We start from the raw sequence: 20,857 nt of genomic DNA on the forward strand, positions 1-20,857 counted from the left end.
GGTGCGCGGCGCCCGCGGGCGCCGGGGCCGTCACGCCCTGCGCAGGTCCACCAGCGCCTCCGCCTGCGCGAGACCGCTCTCCTCGACGACCTCGCGCACGCTCTGCGCCTCGCGCACCAGCGCGAACCGCACCCGCCCGTCGGCGTCGGCGCGGTAGCCGTACACACCGGGCCGGGGCAGCGAGTTGTACGAGAAGTGCGAGGAGAAGTAGTACGCGCCGGTGTCGTGGAGGGCCACCACGTCGCCGGGCTCGACGGCGGGCAGCCAGACCCCGGTCGCGGTGAGGTCCCCGGCGAAGCAGCAGGGGCCCGCGATGTCGACGACCTGGGCCGGGCCCTGCTTGGGGCGGCCCGCGGCGTCGAAGACCCCGACGCGCAGCGGCCAGGAGCCGGGCATGAACACCGTACGGGTGGCGACCTGGGCGCCCGCGTGCGTGACCGCGATCCGCCTGCCGCCGGCCGACTTGGTGTACTCGACGACGGTGCCGATCGTTCCGCTCTTGGCCAGCAGCGAGCGGCCGAACTCGGTGACGAGGGTGTAGCGGCCGTCGAAGAGCCCCGGTACGGCCGCCCGGAGCTCGGCGACGTAGTCGGCGTACGTGGGCCGGTCGTCCTCGTCGGTGAAGTTGACGGGCAGGCCGCCGCCGATGTCGATCCCGGTGATCCGGGCGTGGCCCAGCCGGTCGTTGATCCGCTCGGCCAGCTCGTACGCCGCGCGGATGCCCTCGGCGATGAGCGGCAGCGGGCAGCCCTGGGAACCGACGTGCGCATGCAGCCGGTTGAGCCAGGGATGGCGCTCGAACGCCTCGGTCACCGCGTCCACGGCACCCGGATCACGCAGCGCGACGCCGAACTTCGAGGTCGCGGTCGCGGTGCTCATCGCGCCGATGGCCCCGGCCCCGACCTGCGGGTTCACCCGGATCCCGATGGGTCCGGCGGCCTCCCGGCCGGCCAGCAGGCGGTCCACCCGGGCCAGCTCCTGGAAGTTGTCCAGGTTGATCGCGATGCCGTGGGCGAGCGCGAACTCCAGCTCCGCGACGGTCTTCGCGGGACTGTCGAAGACCAGCCGGTCGTACCGGAACCCGGCCGCGAGGGCCTGCTCCAGCTCACCGGGCGAGGCCACCTCGCACCCCATCCCCGCGTCCGCGAGCAGCCGCAGCACCGGCACCAGACCGCACGCCTTGGCGGCGAACGTGTGCTGCACCGGGGCGGGCCCCGCGAACGCCTCGTTCAGCGCGTCCACCGCGGCGAGCACACCGTCCACGTCGAGGAGACCGACCACGGGGGAGTGCGGGCCGAGCAGCCCGTCCTCGACGGCACGCGCCAGCGCCGCCGTGCGGCGGTCACCGCGCTGCCGGGACGCCGAACCGGAAGTCATGCGAGTCACAGGAACACCCCTCCATCTGTCACGTCTGCCGTACGGACAGCATCGGCGCGCGGGGGACGGCGCGTCTTCGACCGACACGACGACGCCCGCCCGATTCCTTTGCCGTACCGGACAGCGGAACGATCAAAGGCTCCCGGGCCGGTCCGACCGGCGGGCCGCGAGCCGCAGCCCGATCTCCGCCAGCAGCCGCACCGCGGGGTCGGCCGGATCGACGCCGAACAGCTCCCGGGCCCGGCGCAGCCGGTACCGCAGGGTGTTGGGGTGCACATTGAGGCGCCGCGCGGCCGTACCCGTGTCGCAGGACGCGTCGAGGTACGCGGTGACCGAGTCGCCGTACGCCGAACCGTGCACCCGGTCGTGCTCCACCATCGCGTGCACCGGCCCCGCCAGCGACCCCCACAACGGCTCCACCCGGTCGAGCAGCCGGAGCACCGTCGCCTCGGGGACCACCTCGTCGTACGCCGCCACCGCCGACCGCACCTCCCCGGCCGGCAGCCTCGCGGCCCGTTCCCGCAGCACCCGCACCACCAGCTCCGCGGCCTCCCGCGAGGCGGGCAGCCCGGCCGGCCCGGCCGCCACCGGTCCGGCGCCCGCGAGAACCACGTCGCGCGCCACCGAGTGCACGCTCGCCAGCAGGGTGCGCGCGGGACCGGCCTCCCCGTCCCCGGCCGGGACCAGCACGTACAGCCGCCGCCCGGACCGCGCGGTCACACACCCCGGCCGGTACGCGGCGGCCTGGAGCGCGAGCACATCCAGCACCCGCCGCCCGGCACGCCCCGCGCCGCGCCCCTCGGGCGCCCCGGCTCCCCGCCCGTCGGAAGTGCCCTGCCCGTCGTACGCCTCCTCTCCCCGCCCGTCGTACGCCTCCGCGACCACCACCGCGTACGGCCGGTCCGCCGTGACCCCGGCCTCTCGCGCGGACCGGACGTCCCCCCTCAGCAGTGCGTGCACCGCGCCCTCCCGTGCCCTGGCGGCCGCCAGGCCCCAGGTCTGATGGTGGGACAGATGGGGCACGGCGGCCCGTGCCGCGGTGCGCAGCGCGGCCGCCGCGTCCTCGGCGAGCGGCCGGCCGTCGGCGGCGGCCCAGATGGACCCGAGCACCTCGGAGCCGTGGCGCACCGCGATGGCCAGCCGCTCGGCGTACCGGTCGTCGGCGGGCAGCCGCACCACGTCCTCGGTGCTCCACAGTGTCCGGAAGAAGCCGCTCGCGCGGAGCTCGTCGACCCGCCAGCGGGGGACCTCCTGGCCGAGGATGGTCAGCCGGCGCATCGGGTCGGGTTCGTGGTCCAGGCGCGAATAGGCCAGCACCCGCGACTGCGGGTCCTCGATCGTGATGGCGCCGCCGACCAGGGCCGCCACCGTATTGGCCAGCCCGGACAGGTCGCCGGGCCGCAGCCCCGCCACCCCGGTGGTTCCGGCCGGGTCGCTGTGCACCAGGGCGGTCCGCAACCGGCCGAGCACCTCCGTCCACCCCTGCTCCGGCCGCCGGGTCAGCAGCGCCGTGCGCCCCCGGCCCGCCGCCTCCACCAGTTCGGCGCGCGGCCCCCGGGCGCCGGGCCGCATCACCACGGCCGCCGCCCCGGCCCGGTCGGCGGCGCGCAGCACGTCGAGCGCCTCGGGCGAGGCGGCCTCCACGCCGACCGCGAGCAGGATCAGCCCGGCCGCCGCCCGTGCGCCGTCGTCCTCCCGTTCCTCGCCGGGGTCGTGCAGCACCACATCGGTCACCGGCACACCGGTGCCGCGCGGTGCCACGACGACATCGAGCATTCCGGGGTCGATCAGCCCGAGGATCCGTTCCAGCGAGGGCCCGGTCTCGCGCCGGTCCGGTTCGTGCGTCGGCATCCGTCCATCATGGTCCGGACTGCCGGCTTCAGGAACGCAGCCCGTCGAACGCGATGTTCAGATGGCGGGGCCCGCGCAGCACGGCGTTCTGCCGGTACGGGGGCGGGTCGTCCAGCAGCCGGGGGCCGTCGAGCCGGTGGGCCAGTGCGGTCAGGGCGAGCTGGGCCTCCAGCCGGGCGAGGGGCGCGCCGAAGCAGTTGTGGATGCCGCTGCCGAAGCCGAGATGCTGGATGTCCGGCCGGTCGGGGTCGAAGCGGTCGGGGTCGGGGAACCGTTGCGGGTCCCGGTTGCCGGCCGCCAGGACGAGCCAGACGGAGGCGCCCTCGGGGATGGTGGTGCCGGCGATGTCGATGTCCGCGAGTGTGGTGCGCTGCGGGAGCAGCTGCACGGGCGGCTCGAAGCGCAGCAGCTCCTCCACCAGCGGGACGGCCAACCGGGAGTCGTTGCGCAGCCGTTCGAGGACGTCGGGGTTGCGCAGCAGGGTGAGCGTCCCGTTGGTGATGAGGTTGACCGTGGTCTCGTGACCGGCGATCAGGAGCAGCGCCGCGGTGCTGAGCACCTCCATCCGGCTCATCTGCCCGTCCGGGCCCTGCTGGGTGACCAGCGCGGAGAGCATGTCGTCGCCGGGCGCACCGCTGCGTTCGTCGATGAGCCCGGACAGGTACATCCCCAGTTCGGTGCGGGCCTCGTGGGTGGCGCGGCGTTGCTCACCGGGATCCCCGCCCGGGTCCGGGTCGAGGCCGGCGGCGATGATGTCGGCCCAGGAGTGGAAGCGTGCCTCGTCCTCGCGCGGAATGCCCAGCAGCCGGCAGATCACGGTGACGGGGAAGGGGTACGAGAAGTCGTCGACGATGTCGACCTCCTTCCGGTCCCCGAATCCGTCGATGAGGTCGTCGACGATGCGGGCCAGTTCGCCGCGCATGTTGTAAACGCGCCGGGGCGTCTCCGGCGGGCCGAACGGCCGCATCGCCATCCGGCGCAGCCGGTCGTGCTCGGGTGGGTCCAGCCGCAGGAAGGCGGGCGGCAGCGGTGAGTCCTCCTCCTCCTGGAGCAGGGTGCCCGCGGCGCCGGGGGAGAGGTTGCGCGCGTCGGAGCTGATCCGGGGATCGTGCAGCAGGCTCTTGATCTCCCAGTAGGTGCTGACGACGAACAGCTCGTCCCCCTCCTGCCGCACCGGTTTCTTGCGGAGCTCGGTGTACAGCGGGTACGGGTCTGCGCGGTTGGCGTAGTCGATGATCTGCCGCAGGAGCATCTCTTGCGTCATGGTGGCGGGTCCTTGCTGGCGTCCTTGGTGGCGTCCGTGACGGACGTGGGGCAGCGGTACGTGGGGCAGCGGTGTGCGGGGGCAGCGGTGTGTGGAGCACCGGTACGCAGGGCGGTGGCGCCTGGCGCCGTCACCCCCGGCCGGGGGTGAAAGTGATCCGCTGGTCGGTCGGCGAGTAGCCGCTGACCGTGACGGTGGGACCGTGGGTGGGCAGCGAAGGGTCCGGGAAGTCGGCCGGGACCGGCCGCAGACCCTCGGTCCTGCGGTCCACCGAGGAGTACTCCGGCGGGAACGGGGCGCCCGACTCGATCTGCCGCTGGTAGAACTCCAGCCACTTCGTCTGGTCGAAGGAGACCGCGGCGATCACCCGGCCCTGGTACCCGTACACACCCGTGAAGCGGTGGTCGGCGAGCGAACCCTGGGCGACGATGACCTCCTCGCCCAGGGACGGTACGCCGACCGATTTGATGTTGACCCCGAACTGGGAGGACCAGAAGGCCGGCACCCACAGGTGCGGGCGGCGTTCGGAGCTGCTGCTGATCATGTTGTGCGCCGCGGTCGCGGCCTGCGCGACGGCGTTGCCCCAGTGCTCCAGGGAGAGGAACTGGTACCCGAACAGCGCGTGCGGGGACCGGGCGACATCACCGGCGACGAAGATGTCGTCGGTCACGATGCCGCGTACGTCGAAGGCCCGGCACCCCGCGTCGCAGGCGATGCCGCGCGGACCGGCGCCGAGCCCGGACCCGGCCAGCCACTCGGTGTTCCGCGTCGCGCCGAGCGAGACGACGGCGACATCCGTGTCGATGGAGGTGCCGTCGGACAGATGGGCCCGCCGCAGCCGGCCCGCCGAGTCGCCCTCCAGACCGGTGACCATGATCCCGCAGCGCAGGTCCACCCCGTGCGCGCGCTGGAGTTCCGCGGCCACCTGGCCGATCACTCCGCCGAGCGCGCCCACCAGGGGCGCCGCCCCGCGTTCGGCGACGGTCACCGGCAGTCCGCGCTCGCGGCAGGCCGAGGCGATCTCGGAGCCGGTGAAGCCCGCGCCGATGACCAGCACCCTGCGCGGCGACGCCGCCAGCCGCCGCTGGAGCCGGGCCGCGTCGTCGCGGGTGCGCAGGACGAAGACCCCGTCCAGCTCGGCCTCCGCCGGGTGCGGCCAGGGCCGGGCCCGTACCCCGGTGGTGATCAGCAGCCGGTCGTACTCCACCTCGTCGCCGTCGTCCAGCCGCACCCGCCCGGCCGCCATGTCCAGCCCGGCGGCGGCGACCCCGAGCCGCCACTGCGCGTCGAGCCCGTGCCGCCGGGGCAGCTCGGTGCGATCGGCGGACGCGTGGCCCAGCAGGACCTGCTTCGAGAGCGGCGGACGGTCGTACGGCTCGTGGGGCTCGTCACCGATCAGCGTGAGCGAACCGGTGAAGCCCTCCTTCCGCAGGGTCTCCGCGGCCCGGAGGCCGGCCAGGGAGGCGCCGACGATCACGATCCGCCCCTCGCGCCTCAGCCGCTCCAGAGCACCGTCACCGGACACCGGACAGCCCTTCTCCCATCGTGGCCGGTGCCTCGTCCGTGTCCTCGACCAGGATGGCCTGCACCGGACACGCGGTGGCGGCGCGCAGCACCTGCTCGCGCTGAGCCTCTTCGGCGTGCGGGTTGTACAACAGGGATTCCTCGCCGTGCATGGCGAAGACATCGGGTGCCAGGAACGCGCACTGTGCGTACCCCTGGCACCGGTTGAGATCGACGACAAGCCTCATCAGGGGCTGCCCTTCCAGTAGTGCTCCCAGTACCCCCGCCTCAGCGTGCGAGGGCCGTTCCGGATCCGCGAGCACAGGCGGACCGATGGAGTCACGGAGCGGCCGATGGAGTTATCGCCTGGCCGAAGGAGTCATCGCCGGACCGAAGGAGCTATCGCCGGACCGGCGGATCCGCGGTACCGGCCACGAGGATGTGGACGCCGACGGCCAGGGCCCACAGGGGGAACACCAGCTCGGACCAGGCGACGACGTTCGTCGCGAAGAGCAGGGTCAGGCCGACCAGCGCGCCGAGGACCGTGAGCGGGCGCGGCAGGACGCCGAGCCGGTGCCCGATGCCGGAGGTCGAGAAGACGAAGACCGCGGCCATGCGCATCGCGTAGGTGGTCAGCAGGCCGTACGTGAAGTGCCCGCCGAACGTCCACAGTTGACCCCCGGGTTCGGCCCCGGACGCGGGGACCGTCGACAGCAGGCCGCCGGCCGCCGCCGCGGCCCCGAAGAGGGTCGCCACGAAGATCAGGCCGCTGCCCAGGAAGACGGTGGCGAGGAACTTGTCCTCGGCGTCCCCGATGCGTGCGCGCACGGCCCCCATGAACCACAGGAAGGAGATGCCCGCGAACGGGACGAGTTCGAGCGCCGTCCGCACCGCGCGCCGGCGCGAGGGATCGGTGAGCCACTCGCCGGCGCCCGAGCCCGGCCCGGACGGGATCGCCAGCCGGATCATGACGATGGCGGCGGCGAGCAGCAGGGCGAAGACGATCCCGGCCGTTCCCGCGGCCCGCGGAGTGCGCAGAGCCCGGCCCCGCGTATCCGACTGCGTATCCGGTCGCGGCTCCATGGGCGGTGGCTCGTCTCCTCGGGCTACGGGCCGTCGTCGTACCGACGCACCCTGGAACCAGCAAGCACCCGCGCGGCAGCCCGTGCCACCGGGACCGACCGGGAGGGTGAAACCGGGTACCGGACCAGCACGCCCGACGGTGCCGGAGGAGCGACCGGTGACCGGTCAGCCCGCCCACCGTCCGGACAGGAACGTGACGGCGACGATCGTCGTCAGCGGCGCCCCGACGGTGAGGCAGACGGTCCGGACGCGCGGGCTCCGCAGGCTCCAGGCGGCGAGCCCGGTCCACAGGGGCCACCACAGCAGGGTCGCCCGGGGTATGGAGGTGTACCAGTAGGACGTGCCCAGCGCCCAGAGGCTGAGCGCGATGTACACCGCCTCCGCCCAGCGCCGCCGCCGCAGCAGCAGGCCGCACAGCACCAGGCCGACGACCATGGTGAGGAGTTCGGCCTGGGACATCAGGGCGTACCCGGTGCTCTGGGAGTGCCCGAAGGCGGCGTGCCAGGTGTTCTTCCACGCCTCCCAGGGGGCGTGGAAGTCGCGGTACCAGCCGCGTTCCTCGGCGTGCTTCCAGGCCATCCAGTCGCCGGTGTGCGCGTGCAGGTACCAGCTGTGGAGCAGCGGCGCCAGAACGGGCAGCGCCAGCCAGGGGAGACGGCGCCAGTGCGCGGAGGTGCGGGCGGTCACCAGGAAGTGCACCGCGATCGCCCCGGCGAGGAAGAGCCCGCTGACCCGGACGGTGGTGGCCAGGCAGGTGAGGAGGGCCGCCAGCGGCCAGTTGAGCCGCTGGGCGGCCAGCCAGGCCGGCAGGGCGAAGGCGAGGAAGAGCGCCTCGGTGTAGCCGGCGGCGAGGAAGACCGCGCACGGGGAGAGCAGGAAGAACAGCGCGGCGCGGGGCCCCGCGCCCTCCTGCGGCAGATGCAGCCGGGCGATCCGGGCCAGGGCCAGTACGGCGACCCCTCCGGCCACGAACGAGATCAGCGCACCGGCGGCGGACCAGCTGGGGACGACGGTGTGGACGGCCCGCAGCAGGAACGGGAAGCCGGGGAAGAATGCCTCCCTGTTGTCCCAGTCGGCCGTCCAGGGGCCGGTCCCGTCCGGGAAGTAACCGGACTGGGCTATGTGCAGGTAGTGCCACCAGTCCCACCGCTGCCACGACGAGAAGAACGAACCGGCGTGGCGGGCCCGCCCGTCGTCCGGGAACAGCCACCGGGTGCAGTACGCGGTGGTCCAGATCCCGGCCCGGGTCAGCAGATACAGCCACAGCACCTCGCGGTCGGCGGCCCCGATCCGCGGAAACCGCAGACGGGAAGCCGCCGGCTCCGGCGCGCGCCGGGGAGCGGTGATCCCGGCGCCGGCAGCGTACGGACGCTCCCGCTGCCTCTCCGCCTGCCGCTGCGGAGCGGAAATACTCACGACAATCTCTTCCGATCTTTCCGTCTTTTTCTTTTCCCTTGTCACCCGGCTCATCGACTTCGCCCGGATCAGGAAGGCGGCAGAGTGATGCTCCGGCCGGGAGCGGTGGTCGACTCCGCCGGGCTCACGCTCTCGCTCTCGCTGGAGGAGGGCGTATTGGGGGGCGGCAGGCTGGTCCTGGGTGCGCCGGGCGAGGGCGTGGACGACGAGGACGTGGACGGTGAGGGCGAGTTCCGGGGCGACGGAACGGGCGACGGGGTGGTGGCGGGCACGGTGGTGCTCCTGCTGTCCGGCAGGAGGGTGGCCACGGCCGCACCCGTACCGGAGAAGACCAGACAGGCCCCCACGGCCATCGCGACCATCCGCCGCCTGCGCACGCGCTCGCCGCGCTCGGTGATGTACGACGGCGGCGCGGAACGCGCACGCGACTGACCGACCGCCGCGGCTTCCTTGAACAGGGACCTCAATGGGTCTCGGGGTTCAGACACAGGGCCCCTCCTCGGTACGCGGATCCTGCAGACGGTGCGAGAGCGTGGCCCGGCCCCGGGCCAGATGTGTCTTGACGGTGCTGGCCGCCAGGCCGGTCTCCGTGGCGATCTGTTCGACGGTCAGATCACAGACGTAGTGCAGCGCCAGCGTGCGACGCTGCTTGGCCGGCAGCTCCCGCAACGCCTCCACCAGCGTCACGGTCTCCGGCCCCGGCGCCTCCGTATGGGGCGGCGCACCACTGCGCTGCCAGGCATCGGCCGCCCGCCGCCGCCCCCGCCACCGGCTCACCGCCAGCCGCCAGGCGACCGTCCGGATCCATGCCTCGGGCTGCCCGTCACGGTCGAGCTGACGCCGCCGGCTCCACCCTTTGACGAAAGCTTCCTGCACCACGTCCTGCGCTTCGTGCTGGTCGCCGAGCATCACGAACAACTGCCCCGTCAGCCGGGCAGCCGTCAGCGCGTAGAACTCTTCGAACTCCTCGACGGTCAACAAACAACTCCTGGATCTCCTCGGTCTCACCCGGCATACGCCCGGCCCCCCTCATCCGGACGACACGGAACCCGAAGAAAACGGGTGACGGTGATCACACGGCTCCGGAGCGGGGTGCGCCGCCGAAGCGGGGTGCGCCGGAAGCCCTGATCACCGACATCCGGGCATACGGGAGAAAGAGTTATCAAACCCCTTGACCAGCGGGAAATTGGGAGGAGAATCGTCAATACACCAGAAAACCAGAGCGAGCCGCACCGCCGACGGAGACGTCCGCCGACCCGAGTGACCCTCTCGTTGGCTCTGGCCAGGCCCCCGGCAGCTCCTCCGGATCCGGAGCTTTCAGCGACGGCTGGAAGTCCCGGCACCGAGAAGGACTACCGGGGACTGCATGTGTGCACCCACGGCCGCGTGATCACGCCATGGAGGCGGGGCGCGGGACGCCGTGGAAGACCTGACCGGGGGTTTGGAAGCCGGTCAGGTGTCCAGCCGGCCGGTCAGCCGTTCATCCGGTGATGCCTGGAACCATCAGACCGGACTCGTACGCGATCACCACCGCGTGGGTCCGGTTCTGCGCGCCGAGCTTGGTCAGCACGTTTCCGACGTGGGTCTTGACCGTCTCCAGGCTCACCGTGAGGGACTCCGCGATCTCCGGATTGGAGAGGCCGGTGGCCATCAGACGCAGCACCTCCTCCTCCCGCCCGGTCAGGTCGGCCTGCGGCAGGGCCTCGGCGGAGCCCAGCGGACGGGCGGCGACCATGCGGCCCAGGGCGGCCGGGAAGAGGACCGCTTCGCCCACCGCCACCACCCGGACCGCCTCGGCGATCCGGCGGACCGGGAGGCGCTTGAGGACGAAGCCGCTGGCGCCCGCGCTGAGGGCGGCGGTGACATAGCCGTCGTTCTCGAAGGTGGTGATCACCACGACCTTCGGCGGGTCGGCCGCCTCGGCCAGCAGCCGGCGGGTGGCCTCGATCCCGTTGAGACGCGGCATCCGGACGTCCATCAGGACCACGTCCGGCCGCAGGCTCCGTGCCCGTTCGACCGCCTCGACGCCGTCGGCGGCCTCGCCGACCACCGTGATCCCCGGCTGTGCGGCGAGCAGCATGCCCAGGCCGCTGCGGGTCACCTCGTCGTCGTCGGCGATCAGGAGGCTGACGGCGGTGTCGGTGACGGCGGGGAGGGCCGTGCCTTCGTCCGTACCGGAAGCACTTACGCCGACGCCCGTACTGGAAGCACTCACGCCGACGCCCGTACTGGAAGCACTCACGCCGACGCCCGTGCCGGAAGCACTCACGCCGACGTCCGTACTGGAAGCACTTACGCCGACGCCCGTGCCGGAAGCACTCACGCCGACGCCCGTACCGGGAGCCGGACGGCCAGCCGCCAGTGCTGCGTCCCGTCCGGGCCGGCCCGGAACTCACCGTGCAGCAGCCGGACACGTTCGGCCAGTCCGGACAGGCCGTGGCCGGAGGTCGGGAAGGCCCCCGAGTGCGCGCCCGGGTCCGTACGCGCCCCGGTCCGGTTGACCACCGCGAGGTCCAGCGCGTCCGGCCCGGCCACCACCTCGATGCCGATCGGGCCGCCCGCCCCGTGACGCAGCGCGTTCGTCAGCCCCTCCTGGAGGATCCGGTACGCCGCCCGGGAGAGCGTCCCCTGCACCTGCGCCAACTCGCCCGACAGCTCCGGCTCCACCACCGCACCCGCGTGCCGCAGACGGTCCAGCAGCCCGGGGAGATCGGCCAGGGTCCGGGTCGGCGCCGTCCCCGACTGTTCCTCGCGCAGCACTCCGAGTACGTAGTCCAGGTCCTCCAGCGCTGCCCGCGTCGACTCCTCGATGCTGCGCATCGCGGCCCGCGCCGCCGCCGGGTCGGCGGAGAGCATCTCGCCCGCCACCGCCGCCTGGATGGTGGCCGCCGTCAGTGTGTGGCCGATCGAGTCGTGCAACTCGTGGGCGATCCGGTTGCGTTCGGCCAGCAGCATCTCCCGCTCGGCGGCCAGCGCGAGCCGTTCGGCCGCCGACGGCCCAAGCAGCCGCGGCGCAGACCACCGCAGGAGCTTCGTCATCAGTACGCAGATGGTCACCGCCAGCATGATCAACACGGCCGCCACCACCCAGCTCCACCCGCCCGAAGCCTGGAACGACGAACCGAACAGGCTCAGCCGCGCCTCGCCGCCGATCCAGTTCCCCGGCAGCGCGATGCCCATGATGAACAGCACCCCGCTCGCCAGCGCCCCCATCCACCCGACGGCCACGTGCAGCACCAGCCAGAGCGGGGTCCGCCAGCGGTCGAGACCGGATGAACCGGAGGCCCGGCGACCGGCCACCGGATTCGGCAGCGGCACCTGCAACAGCTTGCGGGCGGATACGACCAGCGCCCGCCGTACGGGGCGCACCAGCCCGGCCGCGCCGACCAGTACCGCCCAGATCAGCAGGACCAGGACGATCTGCACGCTCTCGGGCGCGGACGGCCACAACAACGCGGGCAGCAGGGCGAACGGCAGCAGCGGAAGGCCCGCCAGCGCGCCGCAGTAGGCGAACAGCGCACCCGAATACGTGGAGCCGCGCAGCAGCGGCCGGATTCCCCTGATCATGGCGTCAGTATCACCGGGTGGCCCACCGGCAGCCTCCCCCGATCGGGGGAGCGATTTCTCCCGCCTTGCCGCGATGCGGTCGAGGGGCCCTGGAAACCAGGATCGTGCTCCGACCAAACGATTCCCCAGCCCAGGAGCTGACTCATGCGTGCTCGGACCCAGCAGGGCCCCCGTTCCTCGACCCGGCAGCAGGGCGGCAGGCGGCGACGAACCGTATCGGCCGCGGCCGCGATGGCCATCGGCGTCATGACACTGGCCGCACTCACCCCACCCGCCTCCTCCGCCTCCGCGGCTGTCGCCACCGCCCGGCCGGACGCCGTCCAGCAGGCCCTGAACACGCTGGTGCGCGACGACGGGATGCCGGCCGCGCTGGCGAGCGTCAAGGGCCGTGACGGCCGCACCCGTACGTACACCGCGGGAGTCGGCGACCTGGCCACCGGCTCGAAGGTGCCCAGGGGCGGCCAGGTACGGATCGGCAGCAACACCAAGGCGTTCACGGCGGTCGTGGTTCTGCAACTGGTCGGCGAAGGGAAGATCGCGCTCGACGCCGACATCGACACCTACCTGCCCGGTCTCGTCCGCGGGAAGGGGATCGACGGGCGCCGCATCACCGTCCGCCAGCTCCTCCAGCACACCAGCGGACTCCCCGAGTACGGCCTGCACATCGACGACGACGAGCTCAGGCACCGGTACTTCGAGCCGCGCGAGCTGCTCGACATCGCCCTCCGGTACAAGGCCGACGCGGCTCCGGGCGAGAAGTGGGGATACAGCAACACCAACTACCTCCTGGCCGGCCTGATCGTCCAGAAGATCACCGGCCGCCCCCTCGCCGAGGAGATCGACCGGCGCATCATCAAGCGCGTCGGGCTGCGCCACACCTACTTCCCCACCCCCGGCGACAAGACCATCCGAGAGCCGCACCCCCAGGGCTACCACCGCAACCCGGCGGACGGACCGCTGCGCGACTTCACGGAGATAGACCCCTCCGCGGGCTGGGCCGCAGGCCAGCTGATCTCCACCGACTCCGACCTCAACCGCTTCTTCGGCGCACTCCTGGCCGGCCGCCTCCTCCCGGCGGCCCAGCTCGCCGAGATGCGCACGACCGTCCCCGTCGGTGACTCGGGGATGCGCTACGGACTGGGGCTCACGAGCAGGCCGCTGCCGTGCGGCGGCGTCTACTGGGGCCACGGCGGCGACATCCCGGGCTACGAGACCCGGGGCGGCGTCACCGAAGACGGCCGCGCCGTCAACGTCACGGTCACCAGCATCCCGACGGACGAGGCGGCCGTGCAGCACGTGAAGGACGCCGTGGACAGGGCCCTGTGCGGATGAACCACGCACACCCGCGCCCCACCCCGCACCCCACACCCACAGCTCGTACAACGGTCCGACGATCCCCAGGAGTTGAATCATGCGCGGACAGACACGGCAAACACTGCGCGAGTCGGACCACAAGCCGGACCGCGAGCAGGAACACAAGCCGGACCACAAACCGGGCCGTCGACCGGGCACCCGGCGAAGGGCCCTGTCCGCCGTGGCCGCGATGGCCATCGGCGTCATGACACTGGGCGCACTCACCCCGCCCGCCTCCGCAGCCTCCGCAGCCACCTCAGCCTCCGCCGGTCGCGACGCCGTCCGGCAGAGCCTGAACGCGCTGGTGCGCGACGACGGGATGCCGGCCGCGCTGGCGAGTGTCAAGGGCCGTGACGGCCGCACCCGTACGTACACCGCGGGAGTCGGCGACCTGTCCACCGGCTCGAAGGTGCCCGTCGGCGGGCAGGTGCGGATCGGCAGCAACACCAAGGCGTTCACGGCGGTCGTGGTGCTGCAGCTGGTCGGTGAAGGGAAGATCGCCCTCGGCGCCGACGTCGACACCTACCTGCCCGGTCTCGTCCGCGGGAAGGGGATCGACGGTCGCCGCATCACCGTCCGCCAGCTCCTCCAGCAGACCAGCGGACTCCCCAACTACACCAACTACCTCGGGGACGACGTCCGTTACTACACCCCCCGCGAACTGCTCGCCACCGCCCTCCGCCATCCGGCCGACTTCGCCCCCGGGAAGAAATGGGCATACAGCAACACGAACTACATCGTGGCCGGCCTGATCGTCCAGAAGGTCACCGGCCGCCCCCTCGCCGAGGAGATGGACCGGCGCATCATCAAGCGCGTCGGGCTGCGCCACACCTACTTCCCCGCTCCCGGTGACGCGCGCATCCGGGAGCCCCACCCCCACGGCTACTACCGGGAATCGGCGGACGGACCGCTGCGCGACATCACGGAGATCGACCCCTCCTGGGGCTGGGCGGCAGGTCAGTTGATCTCCACCGACTCCGACCTCAACCGCTTCTTCGGCGCACTCCTGGCCGGCCGCCTCCTGCCCCCGGCCCAGCTCGCCCAGATGCGCTCCACCGTCCCCGCCGAAGCGACCTTCGGCCCCGGCGCCCGCTACGGACTCGGCCTCGTCAGCAGACCGCTGCCGTGCGGCGGCCTCTCCTGGGGCCACGGCGGCAGCTTCCCGGGCTACGAGACCCGGAGCGGCGCCACCGACGACGGCCGCGCCGCCAGTGTCGCGGTCACCATGCAACTCACCGACGAGGCGAGCCGGCGCAACCTCGAACGCGCCGTGGACACCGCCCTGTGCCGCTGAACCCCACCGAGAACCACGGACGCCGAAGGCCCCGCAGCGAGCTGCGGGGCCTTCGGCGTATTGCCCGGTGGAAGCCGGCTGTTCAGGACGGAGGCGGGGCGCGGAGATCGGCACCGGCACCGAGGTGCTGGCCGCCGCGCAGCGGACCGCGCCCGACATCGCGCTGCTCGACGTGCAGATGCCCGGCCGGATACGTCGTGAAGGACTCCTCACCGGAACAACTGGTCGCCGCCCCCGCGCTGTCCGTCCTGGCATGCACCCTGCTCGGAATCGGCGGCGGCGCGTGCCTCGTCCTCGCGCTGACCTTCCAGAGCCAGCGCGCCGGCAACTCCGGCGAAGCCGCCGCACTGGCGGGCATGGCACAGTCCATCGGCTACCTCGTGGCGGCGGCCGGGCCCCTCCTCCTGGGCATCCTGCACGACACCACGCACAGCTGGACGCTTCCGCTCACCGTCCTGGCCGTCCTCGGCATCGCCACGGCGGTCGCCGGACACGGTGCGGGACAGGACCGCCACATACATCAGCCCTCCCGCTGACACGACCGCGTTGCGCGTCCTGGAGCGGTTGGACACGCTCACCTGCGGCGAACTCCGGTAACGGGTCGGCGCTGTGGCCTCCGAGCGGCGCCGGGCCGGTGCCTCGGCGGAGCACCCGGCCCCCATGGTCGAGCAGACCGGACCCCTACGGGCAGACATGTGGCGCGGAGGGGGAACAACGTCGAAGGGCCCCGCAGCAAGCTGCGGGGCCCTTCGACGTATTGCCCGGTGAGAGCAATGGCGGAGGATACGAGATTCGAACTCGTGAGGGGGTTGCCCCCAACATGCTTTCCAAGGGTTCGTCCGGGGGTTCGAAGACGTACCGGAGCGTTCCGATCTGCGGTGCAGCAGCTGCGGGCGGGGCTTCTGAACGGTGCTGTACGTGGGCGAACACAACCGGAACTGCAACCACGGAGCAGCAGGAGGGGGCCTGCCGCTCTGCCGGCCGTAGGTCGGACTGCCGGCGGGTCCGCTTGGCGGGGCAGTTCCAGTGTGGCGACGGTTCCGTGGGGCGTGGTGTTGGCCAGAGTGAGGTGGGCGCCGATGACGTGGGCCTGGCCGGGGGCGATGGTGAGGCCGAGGCCGAGGCCGTGTCCGTGGCCCCGTTCGGCGGATTCGGTGCGGAAGCGCTGGGGTCCGTGGGCGAGGAGTTCCGGGGAGAAGCCGGGGCCGTGGTCGCGTACGACGATGGTCGTGCCGTCGACCGTGACCTCGACCGGCGTCGCGCCGTGGCGGTGGGCGTTGAGGATCAGGTTGGTGACGATGCGGTCGAGACGGCGCGGGTCGGTCTCGGCGACCGGGTGGCCGGTCACCCCGACCCGCGTCTCCAGGCCCGTGCGTCGCACGGATTCCCGCCACCAGCTTGTCGAGTGGCACCGCCTGGACGTCGGCCTGACGACCACATGGTCCAGGAGGAACTGGCGGACACGGAGGCGCTGCGCATCATTCTCTACAAGCTCTTCGACCATCTCCCGGCACCGCCCCTGCTGGACGGCCTGCCCACCGTATGGGCGGCGGGCCGCGCGCTCGCAGGCCCGGTCATCGGCACGATCACGGTGGCGTCCCTCCCCGAGCCCTTCCGCCGACAGGCGGGTCTGCCCGAAATCCCCGGCGCCCAGACGCTGATGCAAAGCGTCTGCGTGGCCGTCGGCCCGGCGCGCTTCCTCCCCGACAACTGGCTCCGGGCCGAGGGCCTCACCAGCCTGCTCCATCTGTCCTCGGACAGCGACGTCCCTCAAGCCGCGACGCTCACCGCGCTGCGCGGCCGGATGAAACAGGTCGGCGCCCTGTTCCGGCTGGTCACGCCGTTTGCCGTGCAGCACGGTCCCGCCGAGAGAACCGGATCGCAGCGGAGCGCTGACGAATTCCTCACCGCGGTGCTGGACCAGGCCGGCGACGGCTACCTGGACTGGCCCGATCTCGCCGCCATGGCCCGGGAGCTGTCATCCCGCCTCGATCTGGACGAACCGGAGGAGACCAGGCTCTACCACGCGTATGCCGAGTGGTTGAGGGAACTCCAGGCGGCCCTCGACATCGACGGCGACGGCCGCATCAGCAAGGAGGAGTACGCCGCCGCTGTCCCCTCCCTCGCCGGGCCCGCGCTGATCAGGGTCGCCGAAGTGCTCTTCGACGTCACCGACGCGGACGGCAACCAGTTCATCGACGCGGACGAGTACCGGGCCCTGTTCCGGACCGGGTTCCGGCGCACGGTGGCCGACGCCGACGCAAGGTACTCACGCAGCGCGTTCGTGAAGGACTTTCTCTCCTTCATGTCGGGCCGCCGGCGCTCGACCGCCCATGACCCGCTGCTCGCCGACGCGTAGGACCCCCGGACCGAAGGGGCCGCGGGGAGGACAGGATTACGGGAGGAGCTTCACCACCCCGATCCGGTTCGGCAGTCCCCGCGTGGCCCCCTCACGCCGATGGCACCGGTCCCCGTGGCGGGGGGCCGGTGCCATCGTTCAGGTGGTGCGCTCAGGGACCGTCAGCGCGGGACGTGGCCCCCGGGCGTCAGCCCTGGCGCGCGTCCGTGACCTTCCCCGTGAGGAGGGGGCCCTCCAACCACTCGTTCTCCTTGAGGATGTTCACCTGCATCCGCAGGGACTCCTCCGACTCGGTCAGCGCGTCGGTGACCGTGGGCACGGACACTTCGGTGCTCGTCTCGCCCTTGGGGACGGACACCCAGAGGGAGGGACTGTTCGTGGACAGGGGCCGCTCCGGGTCGGCGTCCTCGCCGAGGCTGGAGAGCCACTCCTCGTCGACATCCTTCGTGGACAGCTCCGTGCCCTCGCGCACCGGCAGGAGGTCGAACCGCGTCTCGATGCTGATGTCGGCGGGCTGGGAGAGCTCCACCTTCCAGGTGAGCTTCTGGCCCTCGGTGACCGAGTCGGCGACCGGGGTCACGGTGACCGTGGGCATGGGGTCGTCGTTCTCGACGAGCACGCCTCCGAAGGCGCCGCCGACCGCAGTGCCGCGTACGGCCTTGGCCGCGACCTCGTGGCTGAGGTCGTAGTTGTAGCGGGAGTTGCCCGTGACCGTGATCGGCACGTCCACGGAGCCACCGGCCTTCACCGTCATGGTGCGGATGGTGGACTTGCGGGTCTCCGGGTCGCGGACGGCGAGCTTGATCACGCCGGCGCCCTTGCCGGTGACCTGGACGGGCACGCGGTAGGTGCGGGTGCCGGAGTCGCCCTCCTTGACCGTCAGCCTGCCGATGTCGACACGCGAGGGCGCGACGGGGCGTACCACCGGGGTGCCGGGGCGCCAGCCCCAGGCGTCCATCAACCAGAGCTCGCCGGAGCCGCTGCGCGGGGTGATCTCCAGCGACTGCGCCCGCTTCAGGTCGACACCGGCGCTGACGGCGGCCTTCAGCGGGACGCGGACCTCACGCGCCCAGTACGCGGCCGTCGAGTCGGAGCCGGGAAGGCCGTCGACGGTGACCTGACCGAGCCCCACCCGCTTGCCGGAGGTGTCGGTGAGGGCGACGTCGAGCCGGGTGCCCCGGGTGTTCGGCGGCACCACCAACCGCAGGGCGAGCGCGTCGGAGCCCGCCAGCGAGAAGGCGCGCTCCGGCGTCAGCCGGACCGGGGTGCCCGGCTTGGTCCAGCGGGCCGTGACCGCGTTGCGGCCCGGCTCACGGGTGGTCTCCGCCCAGGACGCGAAGTGCGGCGACTTACCGGGGGTGGAGTCAGGCATACAGGCCCGGGCTGCGCTCGTCGTGACCTGCTGGCACACGCGCCCGTTCGTCACCGAGAGCGGGTCGTCGGGCCGGATCGCCGGGGTGCGGTTGCCGCCGACGGCGTGGGTCAGCACCCGGGCGGGATCGGCCGAGGGCGCACGCCGGCCGGAGCCGTCGAGCAGCGGGCGGACCCGATCGTCGCCCGCGAGGAAGAGCCGCGCGGCGGCGGCGATGTAGGTGGCGCCCGCCGTCTGCTGCTGCTTGGCGCTCAGCCGGGTCTCGGCCCGTGCCGAGCAGACCGGGTCCGGGTTGTTCTTGTCGTCCCAGAAGTCGTCGGCGGCCGGGGCCTCGGCCTGGCCTGGCGTCCACTCGGTGTTGAAGAAGTTGTGGTTGGCGCCGACCATGTACACCGCGCTGTGCAGCGCCGTGCCCTGGCCGATGCCCCGGGTGCCGTCGAGGTACATCTGGCCCTGAAGGTCGCTCACATCGCCGTCACAGCCCGGCAGGATGGTCATGGAGGGCACGTCGGGCGTGGGGTTCTGGCCGAAGTTGGTGGGGCCGATCAGGACGGTGCCGCGGATCCGCCAGCCCACCGGCCCCCGGTAGCCGTCCTCGGCGGGCGGCGGCGGGGAGACGCTGTCGAGAGCCGCCCGGTTGACGCCCTCGCCGCCCCGGGAGTGGCCGACCAGGAGCACCTTCGAGAGGTCCGCGGGCTCCGTCGCGCGCACGGCCTCGGGGGCCTTCGCGGGGCTCGCACCCCACTCCGCCCAGCGGGCGAGGTGCTGGCGCACCAGGGACGAGCGGGCCTGCGCCCCGAAGTCGGCCGCGCGGCCGTCCTGCGCGTTGACACCGTTCGCGGAGATGGAGACCGTCACATAGCCCTGGGATGCCAGGAGCTTCTGGTCGTGCAGAAAGCCGCGGTAGCTCGGGATCTCCTTGTTGCCCGGCTTGCACGGCCACTCCATGCCCGCGCTGTTCTTGCCGGGCTCGTAGCAGGTGGCGCCGCGGCCGTGGACGAAGAGCGCCAGCGGTCGCTTCCCCGGTGCGTCCGTCGGGCCGACGACCGTGGCGCGCATCTCCACGGGCTCGGCGTAGCCCGGCAGCCTCACCGACTTCAGGGAGTACTCACCACTGATGGTGTGGTACTTACCGGCGACACCGGGGTCGACCGGGTTGGCGGGGAACGGCTCCGGGGGTGCCTCCGCAGCCGACGAGCGCCGCTGACGGGGTGCCGGGTCGGCCTTTGCGGCGTCCAGCCGCCGCGAACCGGCGACCACCTGGAGTTCGCTCACCGGTCCGACCCTCGCCCCGTCGAGGCGGAGCCGGAAGGTGCGTTGGTCGGGGGAGGGCTCCGGGACGCCGAGGGTCCGCTCCCCCGAGCGGAACTCGACCAGGGCGCCGCCCATGCCCACGGGCTCGGGCGAGCTCCAGATCAGCTCCCCGCCCTCGACACGCCACCCCTCCGGCAGCCGCTCTCCGGAGGCGCCCGGCGGCGCGCCGGGTATGGACTCGGCGGCCGGTTGTGCATGCGCCGGCCCTGGCACACCCGCCGCCAGCGCCACGGCCGCCAAGGCAGCCGTCAGCGCGCGTGAGACCTGTCTCACGATGGTGTCTCCTCGTTGTTGGTCGTGCTTCAGCGCCCCAGGAATCCCAGGAGCACCTCCCCGCACCGGGGAGAGGGTGACGTGTCATCACCGGTTGTCCCACCTCGGAGAACCTGACAGGAATCTGACAGGAGTCGAACAGGAGCCGAACAGGAGCGCCAAAGAGGAGCCGGACGGGAGTCATGGGGCCGGTCGCTGATCGAAGGATCCTGACCCGGAGCGGCGGTCCGATGTCCGTGCGGCGATCGGGGCCCGGCGCCCTGTGTTCGCCGACGCTCGGCGCGACCGGGCCGGTGGGATGAGCGGGATCTCCGTGATGGAGCGTTCGGCACGCCGGATCAACGACCCCTGCCCGAGAGGGGGCGAGCTGCTCGCGGCGGTGCCTTCGAGCCCGATACGGACTCGCGCTTCGTTCCCGCCTTCCTGTCCCTTCCGGGAGTACAGACATGGATCAAAGACCGAGCAGAGATGACCGTCGTCGCCTCGATCAGGACAAAGGCGATGCAGCAGCTTCCCGTACTGCTGCCATCCATCGAGGAGCAGCGCCGCATCGGTGATCTCCTGTGCGCACTCGACAGCCAGATCGGGGCCCACCACCAGGTAGTGGCGGGCGGCGGAACGCGCGCACGGCGAACTCGCGACCCTGCTGATGGGGAGCGCTCTCTCGTCCGATGAACGGACGCCCGCACCTGACGCGAGGGCGGCGGAGCCACGTGAAAAGGGGCTCAGGGACAGGACAACCCGAGGCTGTCTTCGTAGCCGGCACGGCGTTCGTCGGCTGCATGGTCCTGTGCCTCGGTGTGCTGAAAGCGGCCTAACGCCGTCCGGGCC

16 protein-coding genes and 1 pseudogene are annotated in these 20,857 nt (G+C 72.3%); 5 read left to right on the forward strand and 12 right to left on the reverse strand.

The annotated features are described in order from the left end of the window. Positions 1-30: 30 nt before the first annotated feature. The 7 genes from EES42_RS22495 to EES42_RS22525 form a co-directional block, all read right to left on the reverse strand. On the reverse strand, positions 31-1,377 hold the full coding sequence (locus tag EES42_RS22495) for a type III PLP-dependent enzyme domain-containing protein (RefSeq protein ID WP_124720020.1): 1,347 nt from the start codon (positions 1,375-1,377) through the stop codon (positions 31-33). Between the two features lie 132 nt (positions 1,378-1,509). Continuing rightward, positions 1,510-3,228, reverse strand: a complete 1,719-nt coding sequence (locus EES42_RS22500) for a helix-turn-helix domain-containing protein (RefSeq protein ID WP_124720021.1) — start codon at positions 3,226-3,228, stop codon at positions 1,510-1,512. A 28-nt stretch (positions 3,229-3,256) separates the two neighbouring features. Continuing rightward, positions 3,257-4,492: a cytochrome P450 gene (locus EES42_RS22505; protein ID WP_124720022.1), complete on the reverse strand. Its 1,236-nt coding sequence runs from the start codon at positions 4,490-4,492 to the stop codon at positions 3,257-3,259. 130 nt (positions 4,493-4,622) lie between these two features. Then, complete coding sequence (locus tag EES42_RS22510; protein WP_124720023.1) at positions 4,623-6,017, reverse strand: NAD(P)/FAD-dependent oxidoreductase; 1,395 nt, start codon at positions 6,015-6,017, stop codon at positions 4,623-4,625. After that, entirely contained in the window at positions 6,007-6,243 is a 237-nt protein-coding gene (locus EES42_RS22515) for a ferredoxin (protein WP_124720024.1), read from the reverse strand. The genes EES42_RS22510 and EES42_RS22515 overlap by 11 nt, the downstream gene beginning before the upstream one ends. A gap of 151 nt (positions 6,244-6,394) precedes the next feature. Further along, a complete protein-coding gene (locus EES42_RS22520; RefSeq protein ID WP_124720025.1) occupies positions 6,395-7,078 on the reverse strand; it encodes a hypothetical protein in 684 nt (227 codons plus the stop codon). Positions 7,079-7,243: 165 nt separating this feature from the next. Beyond that, a complete protein-coding gene (locus tag EES42_RS22525) occupies positions 7,244-8,383 on the reverse strand; it encodes a mannosyltransferase family protein (protein WP_241196539.1) in 1,140 nt (379 codons plus the stop codon). A gap of 198 nt (positions 8,384-8,581) precedes the next feature. Here EES42_RS22525 and EES42_RS44825 point away from each other — a divergent pair, with 198 nt between their 5' ends. After that, positions 8,582-8,926, forward strand: coding sequence for a hypothetical protein (locus EES42_RS44825; RefSeq protein WP_164495290.1), 345 nt, complete (start codon positions 8,582-8,584; stop codon positions 8,924-8,926). A gap of 48 nt (positions 8,927-8,974) precedes the next feature. Here the strand turns inward: EES42_RS44825 and EES42_RS22535 are convergent, their stop codons facing one another. The 3 genes from EES42_RS22535 to EES42_RS22545 form a co-directional block, all read right to left on the reverse strand. Further along, on the reverse strand, positions 8,975-9,472 hold the full coding sequence (locus EES42_RS22535) for a SigE family RNA polymerase sigma factor (RefSeq protein WP_124720027.1): 498 nt from the start codon (positions 9,470-9,472) through the stop codon (positions 8,975-8,977). Positions 9,473-9,974: 502 nt separating this feature from the next. Then, a complete protein-coding gene (locus EES42_RS22540; RefSeq protein WP_124720190.1) occupies positions 9,975-10,616 on the reverse strand; it encodes a response regulator transcription factor in 642 nt (213 codons plus the stop codon). A gap of 197 nt (positions 10,617-10,813) precedes the next feature. Next, complete coding sequence (locus tag EES42_RS22545; RefSeq protein ID WP_124720028.1) at positions 10,814-12,061, reverse strand: sensor histidine kinase; 1,248 nt, start codon at positions 12,059-12,061, stop codon at positions 10,814-10,816. 144 nt (positions 12,062-12,205) lie between these two features. On the opposite strand from EES42_RS22545, the gene EES42_RS22550 reads away from it, so the two are divergent. The 3 genes from EES42_RS22550 (at position 12,206) to EES42_RS22560 (ending at position 15,244) form a co-directional block, all read left to right on the forward strand. Next, a complete protein-coding gene (locus EES42_RS22550; RefSeq protein ID WP_124720029.1) occupies positions 12,206-13,393 on the forward strand; it encodes a serine hydrolase domain-containing protein in 1,188 nt (395 codons plus the stop codon). A 211-nt stretch (positions 13,394-13,604) separates the two neighbouring features. Next, positions 13,605-14,708 carry a serine hydrolase domain-containing protein gene (locus EES42_RS22555; RefSeq protein WP_241196540.1) on the forward strand — a complete coding sequence of 368 codons (1,104 nt, stop codon included), beginning with the start codon at positions 13,605-13,607 and terminating at the stop codon, positions 14,706-14,708. A gap of 197 nt (positions 14,709-14,905) precedes the next feature. Next, positions 14,906-15,244: an MFS transporter gene (locus tag EES42_RS22560; RefSeq protein WP_241196510.1), complete on the forward strand. Its 339-nt coding sequence runs from the start codon at positions 14,906-14,908 to the stop codon at positions 15,242-15,244. A gap of 38 nt (positions 15,245-15,282) precedes the next feature. On the opposite strand, the gene EES42_RS47620 is transcribed toward EES42_RS22560, so the two are convergent. Beyond that, a complete protein-coding gene (locus tag EES42_RS47620) occupies positions 15,283-16,212 on the reverse strand; it encodes an ATP-binding protein (protein ID WP_323138511.1) in 930 nt (309 codons plus the stop codon). Here EES42_RS47620 and EES42_RS22570 point away from each other — a divergent pair. Beyond that, a pseudogene (locus tag EES42_RS22570) lies at positions 16,141-17,067 on the forward strand (EF-hand domain-containing protein); the annotation flags it as partial. The gene EES42_RS47620 and the pseudogene EES42_RS22570 sit on opposite strands and share 72 nt — an antisense overlap. 187 nt (positions 17,068-17,254) lie before the next feature. Here EES42_RS22570 and EES42_RS22575 read toward each other — a convergent pair. Further along, positions 17,255-20,026, reverse strand: a complete 2,772-nt coding sequence (locus EES42_RS22575) for a hypothetical protein (protein WP_124720033.1) — start codon at positions 20,024-20,026, stop codon at positions 17,255-17,257. Positions 20,027-20,857 lie beyond the last annotated feature (831 nt).

The organism is Streptomyces sp. ADI95-17, from assembly GCF_003846175.1.
In the GTDB taxonomy this organism is placed as follows: domain Bacteria; phylum Actinomycetota; class Actinomycetes; order Streptomycetales; family Streptomycetaceae; genus Streptomyces; species Streptomyces sanglieri.